A 15729-nucleotide genomic window follows, 5' to 3' on the forward strand; every position below is an offset into this window, starting at 1 on the left:
AAAACCACACTTCCTTTATATGAAAACCAAGTTCAACCTTCTCGTACTTCCCTTACTTTTTTTCGCTTTTCTAGCAAATGCTCAGTCACCGGAACAAAATCTGGAAAAACTGGGTCTCACTTTACCAGAAGTTGGCACTCCAATAGCAAACTATGTGAAATGGAAACAAGTTGGTAATCTATTGTATCTCTCAGGTACCGGACCAGATGTTTTTGGGAAAGTGGGAGCAGAACTTACCACAGAAGAAGCCTATCATGCGGCTAGGGAAACGGGACTCGAAGTGATTGCCATAATAAAAGCTGCCACAGGAGATCTTAGCAAGGTGAAGCAGTTTGTAAAAGTACTGGGAATGGTCAATTCCGATCCAAACTTCGATAAACAGCCAGCTGTAATCAATGGCTTTTCTGATCTGATGGTAGAGATCTTTGGAGAAAAAGGAAAGCATGCCCGTTCAGCAGTCGGTGTTGCAGCCTTACCAAATAACATGGCTGTGGAGATCGAAGTGATCGTGGAGTTGGTAAACTAATCTGCCAAAAAGGGAAAGATAGTCTCTATTCCCTTTTAATACTTCGTTAATCTCACGCTACTTCATCCCAAAAAGCGTCACATCTGCCTTCCCATTCAAAATCCCTTTGGTATCATACCAAAACTCCACGGACTTAAGTTTTCTCCTTCCGCCTTTCAGATCGATCACTCTGCTTTCCCCTCCTTTTGGGATTTCAAAACGAGTCTGCAATTCTTCAGGTCTTCCGTCTTCATAGCGAACAATTATCCTACTCATGTTAACTGGTGAATCTGTCACTTTGAATTTCAACTTTCTAAAGTAATCGTAGGGCCCCTTTACCACAATTACATCATGGTCTGCAGAATGTGACGCTGAAACTGTCCCCAATACTCTCCATGAACCTGCTTTCCCACCTCTAGGTGTCGATACACGTTGAGCCTGGGCATAGGAAATATTCAGAAGGGTAAACACAGTGATTAGCAGGGCAAAAACTCTAAAGCTAGATTTCATAAGTATAAAAATTTAAGTGCGTATAAATTTAAAAAGAATTGGACATTGGAAATCAGCTACTTAAAGTTTTTTTCTTAAAACCTTGAATTTCTTCAACGAAAAAAAATTAAGACAACACCTTTCAAGATTACCTACTTATCTACATAGACAGCTTGGGAATAGTTGATCTTTCCGTTAATCGAAGTATCGACATCCACTTTCTCTGTTTTTCTTGGAATATTAAGCCCAGCATAATTTCCTATCATCCCAGAAATCTCCTCGATTTCACCAAAGACATTACAGTTATCCTCAGTAAGGGATAGGCTAAATTCTTTCACAGATTTAAAAGTCAAATCGAATTTTGGCTCTGATTTGAGATGCAGAAATGAAAATTCAGAGCTTTCGGAAATAGTTACAGTACTGTTTTCAGAATTGATCAAAAGAGAATCCTGAGAAAATCCTATCAAATTAACGTTACCCGTATTATTAACTATCAGATGTTTCAAATTACCAACTAGTAAAGTGTAATTACCATTACGTGCATTGCGGATATTTCTGATGTAAAGCGTATCATTTTTCACAGTTAAATCATGGGTTGGCTTAGTCTTAGGCTGCTCAATCCCATCTCCAATCAACTCATTATAAGCCAACAGATTACTGTCTGAAGGAGCGATAAGAAGGTTCGTTGCTTCTTCTATTATTACCACAGAAAAATCTGCTAAAGCAGTCTCAGTTTTAACCACTCTGCGCTTTCCTGGAATATTATTATAATCAGCGAATTGATGTGAAATCAAGAGCGAAGCCATGATACTCAGCCATGCGAAAGTCAAAAAGGAAATGATAATTTTATTACTGGTTTGCATGGTCGTTGGATTGAATGGTTTGAATCAGGATTTGTAAATCCTCTGAGTTAAGTTTCAGCACTTCTATCTGGTGTAGAATAGAAGGCAGTTCATCTTTTAAAAATGTCTGTTTTTGCATCTTGAGTAAATTTCGCTTTGCGTCGGCAGCCACAAAAAAGCCAATGCCACGCTTGTTTTCTATAATTCCCTCCTCCTCCATCAGGCTGTAGCTTCTCATCACCGTATTGCGGTTTACCTCCATATCCACGGCCAATTCCCTTACCGAAGGAACCTTCTCTCCGGCTACAATTTTCCCTTGCAGAATCTGGTCTGCTACCCAGTCTCGGATTTGGAGGAAGATGTTTTTTGTTTCGTTAAACTCCATTTTAAACCTCCCGCTCTTTAAGCTTTAGATAAGTGACTATAAAGGGTAGAAATACAGCAGTCCAAACCAAAACCACACAGACTAGAACAAATAAAGGAACATCCATAGCTACCGCAGGATAGTCAATTCGAATAGCATAACTTCCTCCGGCATTGAAAGCACTTGCATCTACAAGCCAACTCAGTCCAAAGTAACTCCCAAACATAAGTAGAAGGAAAACAGCTATAGAAGCAGGCATAGCGATAAAACCCCACTTGCCAAAAATACCCCCACCCATAAACATAAGAATTGGCAGCAAAAGGATTAACCCAAAAAGTCCCCAATACCCTATATCAATATTCGCATTTGGAATCCAATACAAATACAAGATCTCTGCCTTTTCAATCTCTGGAAGAGCCGACTTTTCTAAAATTGAATTTTGAATGAAATAATAAATGTCAACTGAAAGATTTGCTCCCAGCCAAAATGCGATCAAATAAATTAGTATAGGCAAAACCAGTCGCAAGCAAACCTGAAGAACATACTTTTCTAGTATGCTTGCTGGCAAAGTCAAATACCTGATCGTACTGCTTTTCTCCCTTAAATCAATAAAACCCTGACTAATTCCGAAGACAGATAGAAAGACAAATCCTCCAAAAAAGATGGGATTATAATCAGTTGATGTCCACACAAATCCTGAAATATTATTGAACCAAATAGTCAGGCAAACACTAAAAGTAATCAAGAATATCCCCAAGGTTCCAACTAGGTAAAACCTCTTTTCCATTGCCCATTCATATCGAATTAGGTTTTTCAAACGGTGTAAACTAATTGAGTTAGCATTCATAGGACTTCGGAGTTTTGAGTTTGAAAAATTGATTCGTTGCTAAGACTTTTATTCAGAACTGCGTTAAAAAGCAATTCCAGATTAACGGGCGTTTGAGCCTCGCTCCCACTTCTTGACCGAATAAATTGATAGCCGGTCCCATACTTTTCAGCATGCAAGCTATCCTCAGGAAGATTTGGAGAAGTATTAAAAAGCAAGCGATCAGACAACTCCAACAAATCAGCATCCAACTGAACCTTCCCGGCATCTATAATCGCCACCCGATCAATCAGCTTCTCCACATCGGCCACCAAGTGCGTGGAGATAATCACCGTTTGTTCATCTTTGATATTGCCAGCCACCACTTTTCTAAAAACACTTTTGGAGGGAATATCCAGCCCGTTTGTTGGCTCATCGAAAAGCAAGAACCTACAGTTCGTACTTAATGCAAAAGAGAGAAAAACCTTCTTTCGCTCTCCAAGGGAAAGTTCTTTGAGTTTAACTTTCTTTTCCAGACCAAAATCAGCTAAAATCTGATCAAACTGGGAAGCGTCAAACCCTGGATAAAAAGCCCCCATGACCCTTTCATATTCTCCAATGCTCATATTTCCAGGATAAGCCACATCATCGGCGAGAAAGAAAATATCTTCTAAAAAAGCTGGCTTCCTGTCTTTTGGAAGGTGCTGACCAAGTGCTATTGCGCCACTTTTAGGAAATAGCAAACCGGAGAGCAAATGAAGTAAAGTGGATTTACCAGCGCCATTTTTTCCGAGCAAACCTACCACCGAACCCTCGGGAACAGACCACTGAAGCCCTTCAAAAAGCATAGGCCTTTTGCGGTATGAAAAATTTAAATCTTTGACTGAAATTACCATAGTGTTATACCGTCATAGTGTATTATGACACTAAAGTACAGACTAATTTTGAAAATCAAACTTTTCTAGAAAGATTTTCTTCAAACTCTTAAATTCAGCCTATGGATTCACCCTATCTCTTCGAAAGCCAAAGGCTTAGTTTCCGAACCTGGCGACCTTCAGACCTTCCTGCCTTTACAGCTATGAATGCTGATAAGGAAACTATGACTTTTTTCCAACATCCGCTTTCCAAGCAGGAATCACAAGCCCTGATGGATAGAATGACCAAACTCTACGATGAGCTAGGGCACTGCTATTTCGCGGTCGATTTAGTAGAAAGTGGGGAATTCCTAGGTATGATTGGCTTGGGGACAAAATCCTTCCAAGCTCCCTTCACTCCCTGTGTGGACATTGGCTGGAGAATCAGGAAGAAATTTTGGAATCAAGGATATACCACTGAGGGAGCTACCCGATGTCTTGAATTCGCCAAAGTTTTGGGTGTCAAAGAAGTGTTTTCACTAGCCTCCGCAAAAAACTTAGCATCGATCCGTGTGATGCAGAAAATAGGAATGAATTACGCGTACGACTTCCAGCATCCTGACTTATTGGAACATCCGAGATTGCAGCCTTGTAGTTTGTATAAGATTGCTTTTTAGCGTTTGGCAGGTGGTAAGTGGTAAAGTTGTAAGAAGTGAAAAGTAGAAAGTTGAAAGTATCAAGGTTTCAAGGTGACAAACAGTAGGACAAAAATCTGTGGAAATCTGCGCCTTTTATCTCCGCAAATCTGCGGGAGATTTTCAAGCTAGTTCTGGAATGTCCAAGTTCTAAAAGTCCAGAATATCGGAATTTAACAGCCTCGTTTTCTGCGTTCCCCTCCCTGGCCACTGCGGTTAATTAAAAAAGATTGGCGAGCAGTAATCAAAATCTGCGGAAATCTGCGTCTTTTATCTCCGCAAATCTGCGGGACATTTTCAAGCAAGTGCTGGATTGTACAGGTTCTAAAAGTCCAGGATAACGGAATCAAATAGCTGCGTGCTCTGCATCCACATCTGTGACCATTATTGTTTAACAAAAAAGATTGATACGTAGGAATCAAAATCTGCGGAAATCTGCGCCTTTTATCTCCGCAAATCTGCGGGAGATTTTCAAGCAAGTGCTGGAATGTCCATGTTCTAAAAGTCCAGAATATCGGAATTTAACAGCCTCGTTTTCTGCGTTCCCCTCTATGGCCACTGTGGTTAAATAAAAAAGATGCCACCTCCACTAAGAGATGACATCTAACCACTTAACCCCAACTAATCACTATTCATTAGGCTAGGAATAGCGATGCAATTCCCAATACCTGATCTTTGTTAAGCGGCTCATCCCAGCCTTCAGCAACAGCTCCGGCATCTATACCAGTCAGATTTACCACATTTACACCCCCGTGTGTGACATTATCTTCACCAGCATAGATCGGCTGTGTAGCTGCTGGCAGTGATCCTATAGAGGCATTTGTGATCCAACCTTTCACATCATCCTGTCCTTTTTTTGTTCTTAATCTTCTCACCATGGAAGCATGTCTTGCCTCCACTGAATGTATCGAAAGAGCCGCAGTGAGTACCACATCATTTTCCATAACATTTCCAGCCTGGCCTTTATAAGCCCTTACTCCTGTATCTTCAAATGCCTGAGAGAGTGCCAAGAAAGTAGGATAATCATCAAAGGGCATAAAGTTTCCGCCCGCAGTGAAATCAAATTCCGGCTCGGCAACTGGAGTTCCCATAAGCACATTAGAGATCACCTCTTGTAAGAAATTCACGTGAGCCAATTCATGGTCTCTGATTTTTGTAAAAATGGCCGAATCAGCACTATCAATTACTCCTGACTCAATCCCCATCTGGTAATATCTGTACTCCAAATGCTCCAAGGTTAAAGCATAGTTCAGTACACCTATCAAACTTTCAGTGTCTGCCTTTGCTACTTTAGGCAAAGCAGATAGAATTCCCAAGGGTACAGCAGCCATTGCTACTTTTTTACTCATATCTCCAAACTGGCGGAAAGCCTCTCTTCTGGAGAAAAACATCTCTTTTTCTTCCGGACTATTAGTATCCGGGCACATTTTATCAAGCAATTTTAATAAGTTCATATCTAGTGTAGTTTATAGTGGTTAATTATGATGTAGGTAATTGACTGAAGTCGATAGGTGTGATAACGTAAGTGCTTGCAGCAGTCAATACCTCTGAAAAGTTCAGCGTACGCTCCAGTCCGTTTGCATCGATCAAATCATCTCCTGCAAAATCAGCAGAACCAGGATTAATCAAGTCTCTGATCGCAGCTGCATGTCTAGCTTCCACAGATACAATTTTACCAGCGATAAGCAGGAAATCCACATTTTCCAGAAACTGTCCAGCACCATTATAGGCTGCCACTCCAAGATCTTCAAAAGTCTTTGCTGCTCCCAAAACTGATGTCCTACTGCTGAAATCAATAGAACTGAAATCAACTTCCAGATCGGCAATCGCCGCATCTCCTAGCGCTGCCTTGAAAAACTCCCTGTGAGCTCTTTCATGCTTTTCCAAGTCTCCCATGATAGTCTTCTCCTCAGCGCTTGCATTCGCAAAGTAGCTTCCTTGCATCACTGCAGCGTAAAAAGCTGCTTCCAATTGCTCTAACGCATAGGCATAATTCAAAATCCCAATATCTCCTGAGCCCAGCATCACGCCATCTCCCATAGGAGGCATAGGATTCACATCTTCCACATCTTTACAGCCTACCATGATCAATCCAGCAGCGGCTACTGAGAGTGAGCCCGTCTTTAAGAACTGTCTGCGGTTTGCATTTTTGACCAGTCCTTGTGGCTTAATTAGTTCATTTTTCATTTTCTGATTGTTTAGGTTAATAATCCGGTTATGGTTTTCAACTGAAAAGAATCAATCACAAATCGAGATTCGAAGAGGTGATTTGAAAAATATTTACGAAGTCATATTCACTACTGGATTTACCTAGCCGCAAAGTTTTTTGAGATAAATCAAAATTGATTGGTATTTTAATGTGCTAGCCAGTTAGCGTAGGAATGCTCAAAAGCTCAGAATTCTCTATTATCCTACTTTTGAGCAAAAAGTATGAATCACTCAATTTTATAGATCTAACCCTTAATAAATTGAACACATTATGACCAGTTCTCTTTTTCAAAACTTTGCCAAGGGGCTGATAATCTTGTTGGCACTCCCTATTTTTTCTAATTCTGCGAGGGCTCAAGAACATGAGTCGGATTTTGAAAAGACCGTGATCACCCGTGATTTCCTTTCGGAGGGAGTTGCAGTGGCTGACATCAACAAAGACGGTCAACTTGATATCGTAGCGGGCTATTATTGGTTTGAAGCTCCGGATTGGAAGAAGCATCAAATCTCTCCTTCACGCGCATACGACCCCAGAACAGAATACAGCAATTCTTTCCTAAACCTAGGCATGGATGTCAATTTGGATGGTTGGGATGAAGTAGTGATTATTGATTACCCTGGCACTCCCGGCTATTGGTTTGAAAACCCGAAAACCGAAAGCACTGAATGGCAAAAACATATCATAGCTGACTCTGTGGGGATTTCGATAGAATCTCCGGGATTTATTGACATCGATGGAGATGGTCGCTTGGACATTCTGTGTGGGGATTATGAAAAAAGACAAATCATCTGGCTGCAAGCTCCCACTACTCCGGGAGAAACGGAATGGAAGCGGCATGCACTTTCTGAAGAAAACGTCCCTGGCACTGACCGGTTTTCACATGGATTAGGATTCGGTGATATCAACGGTGACAAGCTCAATGATGTGATCATCTCTGAAGGTTGGTTTGAAGGAACAGCCGATCTGAAATCAGGAGATTGGGTTTTTCATCCCGTACAGATCAGCGAACCTGCATCCCATATGCAGGTTTTGGATGTGAATGGAGATATGAAAAACGATATTGTGAGTGCATCCGCACATTCATTGGGTATTTGGTGGCATGAGCAAAAAAATGACACCACATTCCAAACCCATCTTATGAGCAATTTGACAGCACAAACCCATTCCACCGTGATGGCTGATCTGAATGGAGACGGAAATATGGAAATGATCACTGGCAAACGATATTTGGCCCATAACGGAAATGACGCGGGTGACGATGACACTCCCTACTTGGTGTATTATGAATTTACACCTATGATTGGCCCATTCTTCAGAGAGCATATTATCGACAATGACTCCGGGGCAGGATTGAATATCGCTGTCGAAGACATGAATAAAGACGGCAAACCTGACATTGTGATCGCTAATAAAAATGGAATTTTTCTATTTGAGAACAGAATAAACTAAAGCCAACCAACTTTTTTCAAAATCTACAAACTCCTAAAACGTTGCTATGAATTCAACTTTCAGCCCAAAAAATATTCTCAAAACTTGGATTGCTTTTTACATTGTAGTCTATGCATTTCCTGCACCTTTTTCATACATCCCTTTTCTCTACGATTTCCTTTTAAAATACTTCGTTGCGATCAGAGATGAATTCACCATTCTGATTGCAAAAGCATACTTAGGTCAGACAGATTATGTGAAGCCCGAGATGAATGGCAGCGGAGACACTACTTTCAATTACATGGAGCTTATAAGCTTTCCTGTAATTGCTCTTATTCTAGCTGTATTTGCGTTAGTTCTTTTCAGAAAAAAACCCTGGATCACCAAACTATTTTCCTGGTCTCTGATTTATGCCCGGTACTATGTAGGCTTGATTTTGATTTCCTACGGCGTGGCTAAATTCATGATTGGGCAGTTCCCCAGTCCGAGTATTTATTCTCTGGAACAAACATTTGGAGAATCATCTCCTATGGGATTGGCTTGGCGATTTTTCGGCTATTCAGACACCTACAAGATCTTCATGGGACTGTCAGAAATCACTGCGGGATTACTGTTACTTTTTAGACGAACCACAGTTCTTGGCGCATTGATATCAGTTGCTGTCACTACGAATATTGTGCTGGTGAATTTCAGCTTTGACGTGCCTGTGAAACTCATGTCATCACATTTGCTTCTCTTTTCCCTGCTGATACTATTGCCCTCGATCAAGGTATTGCTGGACTTTTTTATACTCCAAAAACCCACCCGACTTGCTACTCCCGGAATCCCATGGAGGACGAAAACACAGCGTAGATTATGGCTAGCAGGCAAAGTGCTATTCGCTGTACTACTTCCACTTTCTATGATAGTCGGGCATTTTGCTTCGCAACCAATGAGAACGATGTACGCAAATGAATGGGATGGAGCCTATACTTTTTCACAAAACAACTTACCTGACAGTACGGGAGTATATTGGACCCAAGTCATGATCGACCAAAACCGCATGAATGTAAAAACTTCGGGCAAAAATAACCATTACTATACCATAGAAAACACCAATGAGGAAGGGGAAATTTACTTTGTCCGTACTGCCAACCAAGAAGACCCATACCTTCTTAAGATCCGAGAAAATTCTGACGGAGAATATCAATTGCTGGTAACCCTGGGTGAGCAACAGATGGACATCACCGCCACCAGAAAAAAGAAATCTGATTACTTTCTGATGCAGCGTGGTTTTCACTGGATAAATGAATATTCCTTCAACCGCTAAGCCCTACAAATACGCCAGAATTCACTAGAACTGAGCTTCTGTTGATATTAGAAGGCCTTTTGTCGGAGATCCTGATATATTTGAGGCTGCAATTCGCACCCCGCGAAATAATAAACCTCTAATTAATCTTTTAGCATGTCTAAAATTTCCTTACCAATATTAGCATTAGTTGGTTCGGCGCTAGCATTCGGATGCTCAAGTCCTGACACTAGAAAAGCTGATTTAGAAGAACTTACTAATTACTATCCTCAATTCCCGCTGGACACGGCAAAGCATGGCGCAGACAGCACCGAGCTGATCATGACAAATTTTGCCGGGCCCGATATCGTTCCCAGCCCGGCTGCTTTGGCAGTTTCTCCAAACGGAAATGTATTCGTAGGAGTGGATATGATGGGTTCTCTGGGAAAAGAGCCTGGAAAAGGAGCCATCGTCCGCTTGGTCGATAGTAATAATGATGGGGAATTGGATTCGCACACCGAGTTCGTCAAAGTGGACAATCCTCGGGGAATAATTGCTGTGAGAGATCAAGTCTTTGTGCTGCATACCCAATTTTCTGAAGAAACTGGGGAAGCCGAAGGAATGAATCTAGTCGTATTTGAAGACAAGGATAACGACGGTGTAGCTGATGGACCTTCTAAGCTATTAATTGAAGGAATTTCCTCTCCAGCCTCACTCCGTTCCCGTGGCACAGACCATTCCACAAATGGTATCAGAATGGGCATCGATGGCTGGATTTACATTGCCGTGGGTGATTTTGGATTTCACAATGCCACTGATAGAGATGGAACCCAAATGACCATGCTGGGAGGAGGAATTGTAAGAGTACGTCCAGATGGTACCGAAATGGAAGAATACATCCATGGAACAAGAAACATCTACGATGTGGCAATTGACCCATTTATGAACATTTATACTCGTGGTAATACTAATGATGGTGGTGGCTGGAATATCCGTTTCATTCACTACACCCAGTCTGGTGAGTATGGATACCCTAACTTTTTCAAAAACTTCACTGAAGAGACTATCCCAGCCCTGGTAGATCTAGGTGGTGGATCCGGTACTGGTAGTTATTTCATGGACGATGATCGCTGGCCAGCCAAATACAATCACGTGCCGATGATGGCAGATTGGGGTCGCAGCCAGCTGTACATTCACAGGGTGACTATGGATGGCGCGGGATTTACCCAGCAGGATGAGGAATTTATCAAGCTTGCACAGATTACTGACATTGACCTGGATGCATCCGGTCGGATGTTTCTAGCTGCATGGGATGGCGCAGGATATTTTGGAAGTGATGAAAAAGGCTATGTGGTACGTGTAGTGCCAAAAGACTGGACTTACGAAGCATTTCCAGATCTGACGAAAGCTACGGTTGAGGAATTGACAGAATTGCTAAAAGCAACTAATTCAGTGTCCCGCTTTCATGCACAGCGTGAATTGCTGTCTAGATTCCCAGAAGAAGCAGGAGCAGCTGCACTTTCCGTAGCTACAGACAAGTCTTTGTCCTTGGAATCAAGAGTAGCGGGTATTTACACCTACGCTCAGGCTACTTGCGGAAGCGGAAGCGAAGAATTGGTAAAGCTAAGTCAGGAAGAGAAAGTTAGAGAGTTTGCTTTAAGGGCTTTGGCAGATCGCAAAACCTGCCTTCAGGGAGTTCCTCTTGAGCCATTTATCGAAGGTGTATCTGATCCAAATGACCGGGTAAAATCCGCCGCAATTGTGGCATTGGGACGGATTGGAAATCCAGAAGCAGCTGAGGAATTGTTGAAAGTAAAAGTACCTGCTTCTTTCGAACAGCCTGAAAAAGGAACTGAAGGTCCTCACGCCACTCCAAATTCTGCTATCATACTTCCACACGTAGCTGTGAAATCTTTGGTAGCTCTTAATGCAGTGGATGCTGCTGTGGACGCCATTGGAACTGAAGATTCGAAGCTGGCGCTTTGGGCTCTTCGCTATATGCACGATCCAAAAGCAGTAAATGGATTGATCGATGCATATCGTGACACAGATGACGCAGAATTGAAGTTGGAGATTTTGGGAACACTTTCCCGATTGTATAAAAAAGAAGCACCATATGACGGTTCTTGGTGGTGGGGAACGCGCCCAGATACACATGGACCTTATTATAAAGGCATCACTTGGGAGTCTTCCGATCAAATCAAGGATTTCTTGGTGGGTGAGCGAAGCAGTTTTGACGCTGAGAAAAGACAATTCTTCGCTGAGCTCAATGAGCGAAACAGAATGGACATTGAGGAATTTGGTGAGGAGGAATCAAATCTGGTGATCCAGGAAACAGAAGTAGATTTGGAGGAAATAAAAAATAAAAAGGGACAGGTTGGTGCTGCCTCTATCGAGGATGTAATGATCGCCGTTCAAGACCTTAAAGGAGATCCAGTGAAAGGCAAAGCATTATTTACCAGTCAGGGTTGCATAGCCTGTCATAGTATAGAGAAAGGTCAGCCACTGAAAGGTCCATTTATGGGTCAGATCGGCTCCATCATGAATCGTTCACAGATTACAGAATCTATTCTAAAGCCAAATGCTTCCATTTCTCAAGGCTTTGCATCTGTGTTGATCGATACCAATGACGATAAGAGTTATATGGGCTTTGTCACTGCTGAAACAGCAGATGAAGTAGTAATCCAAGATATCACGGGAACAGCAACTAAACTTGATAAAAGTACAATCAAGACCCGCAAGGTAATGGAAACTTCCATGATGCCTCCAGGCTTGGCAAACGCACTTTCTTATGAAGAACTGGCTTCTTTGATCACCTACTTGGAGCAGCAGAAATAAGAAACATCGGGATTTCCAGCGATTTAAAACACCTTGAGATTTTAGAATTTCAAGGTGTTTTTTTTGGGATTTAACCGCGGTGGACACAGATAGGTACGCGGAGGGCGCAAGTAATGACAAACCTGTTTGTTGCCAAGCCTTCATTTCTGCCAGAAGCGGACAGACTTTTAACTATTTCAATTCAGTCCCGTCAGGGACTTATGGGTAGAATGAAATTCACGAGGAGCCAAGCCGTGCCGTCAGGTATGGCACTACAAAAAATTCACAAGGATTAGCGCTGTACCTAAATAGAACATAAAAAAGAAAGCTATGCTGCAAAACTTCAATTCTCAATGAATGCTAACCATCCCTAATTCATAAAAGGATTATTGACCTCATGGCGACCTCTGCGCTAACCTGCGCGCCCACTGCGGTTAAAACACATACCATTAAGTTTATATGAATTCTTATAAACGGGATAGTTCATAAGAGTTCGTTCTTTACTTTTGGAAGCTTTACTAAATCATACCACCATGCGATTCGCCCTTTTTACCCTGCTTATTTTCATAATTGCCAGCTCAGCTTCTTTTGCGCAAAAGTCTTTTCACCAAAACAAGGTGATCGCCCATCGGGGTGCCTGGAAAGCAAATGATCTTCCCCAGAACTCACTAGCATCCCTCAAACAAGCTGTGGAATTAGGATGCGAAGGCTCTGAATTCGATGTGTGGATGACTGCTGATGGAGTTTTGGTGGTAAACCACGATGCAGACTTCGAAGGGATGGAAATCGAAACCTCCACTTACGAGCAGCTTTTGACAAAAAAGCATGAGAACGGCGAGAAGCTTGCTACCGTTGAAGAATACCTGAAGGCAGGTAAAAAGCAAAAAGGCACTAAACTGATTTTTGAAATAAAGCCATCCAAAATCTCTGTGGAGAGAAGCATAGAAGTGGCCGAAAAGTCCGTGCTGGCTGTGAAGAAAATGAGAGCTGAGAAATGGGTGGATTACATCACCTTCAGTTACGAAGGTGGGTTGAAAGCCATAGAAATGGATCCAAAAGCAAATGTTGCTTATTTAACAGGAGACAAAACCCCAGCAGAACTGAAAGAAGCCGGATTCTTCGGCTTCGATTACAATATCAACCTCTTAAAGCAGAATCCTCAATGGATCAAAGAAGCGCAGGAATTGGGTTTGACGGTAAATGCATGGACAGTAAATAAGGAAGAGGATCTTAAGTGGTTTCTGGATCAGAATCCTGATTTCATCACTACTGATGAGCCTGAGCTACTATTGAAGCTTATCGAGGAGCGGAAATAATTACAATTTCAGCTCTTTACAATTTTTAAAATGAGCTCTTTGAGCTAACTATACACCTTGGGCCTCGTTTTTGATCCTTATACTGGAATAGACCCAATGTATTATGGATAAGTTTTATCGGAAGATATTCGTATTGCTTTGTGCAATAGCCAGCATTTTCTCCTTTTCTGCTTTTGCCCAATCCTCTAACTACACATTTCAGATCAATGACCAACTGGACGAGCGTATCTATGCGATAGACCGACTCACTTTCTACGAAGATGAAAGCAATAAACTTGAATTGGACGATATTCTTAGCAGTTCAATATCCGGAAAACTGAAGATCAATTCCGACTTTACCAAGCATCAGTTCTCTACCGAAAACACCTATTGGGTCAAAGTAGCAATTCAGAAAACTCCCACTAGCAATAAACAATGGCTTCTGGAGTTTTATGATCAGACCATTGATCAAATAACGGCTTATATCCCCACAGAGGATGGTTTCAAGGAATTAAAACTTGGAGATCAAGCTCCATTTAATGATAGGGTTTTTTCGCACAAAAACTTCCAAATCCCTGTAGCAAACCAAACTGAAGGAATTGACACCTACTATTTCAAGATCAAATCCTCCCAAAAAGCTGACGTAAGAATCGCCTTTCGATCTTATAATCGCTTCATCTTTTATGCCCTAAACGAGTATTTTCTCTATGGGATTTTCTACGGGATGATCTTGATTATTTCCCTTTACAACGGACTTATTTATCTGGCAATCAAGGAGGTGAAGTACTTGTATTACGTTTTTTATCTGATGAGTGTAGGTATTTATGCCGCATGTGTGGACGGTATAGCTTTTCAGTATTTATGGCCCGATCATCCTGGATGGAACCAACCCGCATCTGGCCTTTTCAGCTATCTGATCGTGATTTTTGCGCTGCTTTTCTCCACTCACTTCCTCAATTTGAAGAGGAGATTCCCCAGCATGCATCGCAGTTTTCAGGTCATCCTGCTAGTGAAGACGATGCTTTTCGCTGCAGGCATAGCCTTTTTCCCCAAGTTGCTGGAAATTCAGATTTATGACATTGTTCCGTTCTTTTTGATCCTGTTTTCCAGTATTTATGTGTGGGTAAAAGGCTACAGTGTGGCGAGGCTTTTTGTGATCGCTTACGCCATCTTATTTTTGGGCGTAGCCTTGAAAGTAATGGTGCATACTGCCATCATCCCCCATAGCACCGTCTTATATTACAGTTTGCATATTGCCTTTCTAATGGAAATGTTACTTCTCACATTGGCTCTGGGAGATCGAGTAAAAATCCTCAAAGAAAACCGGGATCGTGCTCTTCTCCGCTCTTTGAGGCAGGCTGAGGCAAACGCTAAGTTGAAAGACAAAGTGAATCGAGAACTTGAGCAGCGCGTAAATGAACGAACTCAGGAGCTTGATAAAAAGAACCAATTACTCTTAGAATACAACCAGCAAATCCTTGCAAAAGACGAGGAAATCAAGCGAATGAACTCCATGCTTGACAAAGATATCTGGAAACTCAAATCCCAAATCAAGGAAAATCTACAGGCAAGAATTACGAATAAACGAATGAGTTACGCAGATTTCCAAAAGATCTTCCCTGACTCTACCTCTTGCCTAAGGTATCTGGAGCAGGTAAAATGGGAAAACGGTTTTACCTGCAAAGCCTGTGAGCATAAAAAATCCTCCAAGAGCTCCAAGATTTTTCACCGTCGCTGCTCCCGTTGTGGACATATAGAATCCGCTACAGCAGGGACTATTTTCCATGGAATTCGACTACCCATTGAGAAGGCTTTTTATCTAAGCTACACGGTCATCTCTGAGCACGACAAGCTCACTTTGGATGAGCTTTCGAAGCTGTTGGATTTGCGGGTAAATGCCATCAGCAGCTTCCGAGTGAAGGTAAAATTGCAGCTTGAAATGAAGGGAATTCATCATCCAGAATGGGAAGATATTGTGCTGGAGAGATCTCATGAATTGAACTGAATGTGACACTAAATTTTCATTCTAGCTATTCTGTCAATAAAGCGGGAATACTTTTTCAAAATCGCCTCATTTTCGCATTTTAAGGTATTTTTCCCTGAAATTAAAGCAGGAATTTTGTTCCAATTAGAACAATTTTTCATAGGTATTTTGGCAA

General features: G+C 41.8%; 14 protein-coding genes. 7 read left to right on the forward strand and 7 right to left on the reverse strand.

Going from position 1 to position 15729, the window contains the following annotated elements; all coding sequences use genetic code 11:
• The first annotated feature begins 19 nt into the window (after positions 1 to 19).
• A complete protein-coding gene (locus BM386_RS10375) occupies positions 20 to 526 on the forward strand; it encodes a RidA family protein (RefSeq protein ID WP_091693491.1) in 507 nt (168 codons plus the stop codon).
• Positions 527 to 583: 57 nt separating this feature from the next.
• Here BM386_RS10375 and BM386_RS10380 read toward each other — a convergent pair whose 3' ends face one another.
• The 5 genes from BM386_RS10380 to BM386_RS10400 form a co-directional block, all read right to left on the reverse strand.
• Complete coding sequence (locus BM386_RS10380) at positions 584 to 1015, reverse strand: hypothetical protein (RefSeq protein ID WP_091693496.1); 432 nt, start codon at positions 1013 to 1015, stop codon at positions 584 to 586.
• A 131-nt stretch (positions 1016 to 1146) separates the two neighbouring features.
• On the reverse strand, positions 1147 to 1857 hold the full coding sequence (locus BM386_RS10385; protein WP_091693499.1) for a hypothetical protein: 711 nt from the start codon (positions 1855 to 1857) through the stop codon (positions 1147 to 1149).
• Complete coding sequence (locus tag BM386_RS10390) at positions 1844 to 2221, reverse strand: GntR family transcriptional regulator (RefSeq protein WP_091693502.1); 378 nt, start codon at positions 2219 to 2221, stop codon at positions 1844 to 1846. Before BM386_RS10390 ends, BM386_RS10385 begins: the two co-directional genes overlap by 14 nt.
• A 1-nt stretch (position 2222) precedes the next feature.
• On the reverse strand, positions 2223 to 3047 hold the full coding sequence (locus BM386_RS10395; protein ID WP_091693505.1) for a hypothetical protein: 825 nt from the start codon (positions 3045 to 3047) through the stop codon (positions 2223 to 2225).
• Positions 3044 to 3853, reverse strand: a complete 810-nt coding sequence (locus BM386_RS10400; RefSeq protein ID WP_170857076.1) for an ATP-binding cassette domain-containing protein — start codon at positions 3851 to 3853, stop codon at positions 3044 to 3046. Before BM386_RS10400 ends, BM386_RS10395 begins: the two co-directional genes overlap by 4 nt.
• Positions 3854 to 4002: 149 nt before the next feature.
• Here BM386_RS10400 and BM386_RS10405 point away from each other — a divergent pair, with 149 nt between their 5' ends.
• Positions 4003 to 4536 (forward strand): GNAT family N-acetyltransferase, encoded by a 534-nt coding sequence (locus BM386_RS10405; protein WP_091693510.1) that lies wholly within the window; start codon positions 4003 to 4005, stop codon positions 4534 to 4536.
• 653 nt (positions 4537 to 5189) lie between these two features.
• Here the strand turns inward: BM386_RS10405 and BM386_RS10410 are convergent.
• Positions 5190 to 6008, reverse strand: a complete 819-nt coding sequence (locus BM386_RS10410) for a ferritin-like domain-containing protein (protein WP_091693513.1) — start codon at positions 6006 to 6008, stop codon at positions 5190 to 5192.
• Between the two features lie 25 nt (positions 6009 to 6033).
• Positions 6034 to 6741, reverse strand: coding sequence for a ferritin-like domain-containing protein (locus BM386_RS10415; RefSeq protein ID WP_091693515.1), 708 nt, complete (start codon positions 6739 to 6741; stop codon positions 6034 to 6036).
• 292 nt (positions 6742 to 7033) lie between these two features.
• Between BM386_RS10415 and BM386_RS10420 the strand changes: the two genes are divergently transcribed.
• The 5 genes from BM386_RS10420 to BM386_RS10440 all read left to right on the forward strand — a co-directional run bounded on the left by BM386_RS10420 (position 7034) and on the right by BM386_RS10440 (position 15575).
• Entirely contained in the window at positions 7034 to 8212 is a 1179-nt protein-coding gene (locus BM386_RS10420) for an FG-GAP repeat domain-containing protein (protein WP_091693518.1), read from the forward strand.
• Positions 8213 to 8258: 46 nt separating this feature from the next.
• Positions 8259 to 9500 (forward strand): hypothetical protein, encoded by a 1242-nt coding sequence (locus BM386_RS10425; RefSeq protein ID WP_091693521.1) that lies wholly within the window; start codon positions 8259 to 8261, stop codon positions 9498 to 9500.
• 135 nt (positions 9501 to 9635) lie between these two features.
• Positions 9636 to 12296 (forward strand): DUF7133 domain-containing protein, encoded by a 2661-nt coding sequence (locus BM386_RS10430; protein ID WP_091693524.1) that lies wholly within the window; start codon positions 9636 to 9638, stop codon positions 12294 to 12296.
• Between the two features lie 512 nt (positions 12297 to 12808).
• Positions 12809 to 13591: a glycerophosphodiester phosphodiesterase gene (locus tag BM386_RS10435; protein WP_091693527.1), complete on the forward strand. Its 783-nt coding sequence runs from the start codon at positions 12809 to 12811 to the stop codon at positions 13589 to 13591.
• Between the two features lie 103 nt (positions 13592 to 13694).
• Positions 13695 to 15575, forward strand: a complete 1881-nt coding sequence (locus BM386_RS10440) for a 7TM diverse intracellular signaling domain-containing protein (RefSeq protein ID WP_091693529.1) — start codon at positions 13695 to 13697, stop codon at positions 15573 to 15575.
• Positions 15576 to 15729 lie beyond the last annotated feature (154 nt).

Source organism: Algoriphagus locisalis, from assembly GCF_900116615.1.
GTDB lineage: Bacteria > Bacteroidota > Bacteroidia > Cytophagales > Cyclobacteriaceae > Algoriphagus > Algoriphagus locisalis.

Coding starts and splice junctions, on each gene's coding strand:
- BM386_RS10375 (WP_091693491.1), top strand. CDS start 20: ATGAAAACCAAGTTCAACCTTCTCGTACTTCCCTTACTTTTTTTCGCT.
- BM386_RS10380 (WP_091693496.1), bottom strand. CDS start 1,015: ATGAAATCTAGCTTTAGAGTTTTTGCCCTGCTAATCACTGTGTTTACC.
- BM386_RS10385 (WP_091693499.1), bottom strand. CDS start 1,857: ATGCAAACCAGTAATAAAATTATCATTTCCTTTTTGACTTTCGCATGG.
- BM386_RS10390 (WP_091693502.1), bottom strand. CDS start 2,221: ATGGAGTTTAACGAAACAAAAAACATCTTCCTCCAAATCCGAGACTGG.
- BM386_RS10395 (WP_091693505.1), bottom strand. CDS start 3,047: ATGAATGCTAACTCAATTAGTTTACACCGTTTGAAAAACCTAATTCGA.
- BM386_RS10400 (WP_170857076.1), bottom strand. CDS start 3,853: ATGCTTTTTGAAGGGCTTCAGTGGTCTGTTCCCGAGGGTTCGGTGGTA.
- BM386_RS10405 (WP_091693510.1), top strand. CDS start 4,003: ATGGATTCACCCTATCTCTTCGAAAGCCAAAGGCTTAGTTTCCGAACC.
- BM386_RS10410 (WP_091693513.1), bottom strand. CDS start 6,008: ATGAACTTATTAAAATTGCTTGATAAAATGTGCCCGGATACTAATAGT.
- BM386_RS10415 (WP_091693515.1), bottom strand. CDS start 6,741: ATGAAAAATGAACTAATTAAGCCACAAGGACTGGTCAAAAATGCAAAC.
- BM386_RS10420 (WP_091693518.1), top strand. CDS start 7,034: ATGACCAGTTCTCTTTTTCAAAACTTTGCCAAGGGGCTGATAATCTTG.
- BM386_RS10425 (WP_091693521.1), top strand. CDS start 8,259: ATGAATTCAACTTTCAGCCCAAAAAATATTCTCAAAACTTGGATTGCT.
- BM386_RS10430 (WP_091693524.1), top strand. CDS start 9,636: ATGTCTAAAATTTCCTTACCAATATTAGCATTAGTTGGTTCGGCGCTA.
- BM386_RS10435 (WP_091693527.1), top strand. CDS start 12,809: ATGCGATTCGCCCTTTTTACCCTGCTTATTTTCATAATTGCCAGCTCA.
- BM386_RS10440 (WP_091693529.1), top strand. CDS start 13,695: ATGGATAAGTTTTATCGGAAGATATTCGTATTGCTTTGTGCAATAGCC.